This window comes from Bartonella sp. TS82HLJMH (assembly GCF_042193495.1).
GTDB classification, from domain to species: Bacteria; Pseudomonadota; Alphaproteobacteria; order Rhizobiales; family Rhizobiaceae; genus Bartonella; species Bartonella grahamii.
Map to the genome: position 1 here is coordinate 1 of NZ_JBHILU010000123.1, position 503 is coordinate 503.

Sequence of the window (503 nt, forward strand, 5' to 3'; positions counted from 1 at the left end):
CTGTTTCGCAATGAATTGTCTGTTATTGACCGTGCGCTTTTTGTCCAGACTTACCGCGAATTGTGGGAAAAGAAGTACGGGGAGATTCAACGTGGTGGGGACCACGGTAATCAATATACAAAGGACAAAGTGGCAAAGGGACAAGTTGTCCCTTTGCCAAATGATGGTTCTTCAAAGCATCATGAAACTGGGTGTGAAGGAGACAAAGTGGCAAAGGGTCAAGTTGACCCTTTGCCAAATGAAGGTGATTTAAATGGCAAAGTGCAAAGTTTGCACTTTGCTACACATGTCGCCGATAGGATTGGTTTATCAAAGGAGTCTGTGAAACGTCTCAATCGCATTTCCCAGCATCTACAGCCAGAATTACGCTCTGTTTTGCGGGGGACAGCATTGGCAGATAATCAAGCGCAATTGTTGAAATTAGCCAAGATGGAGCCGGTTGCGCAACGGCGTGTGGCAATTGCTTTGCAACAGGTTGAGGGGGATTTACGGCGGGCTGTTGA

At 46.7% G+C, this 503-nt stretch carries 1 pseudogene; it reads left to right on the forward strand.

The features are described from left to right. Positions 1–503 (forward strand): annotated as a pseudogene (locus tag ACFIKO_RS09595) (chromosome partitioning protein); the annotation flags it as partial.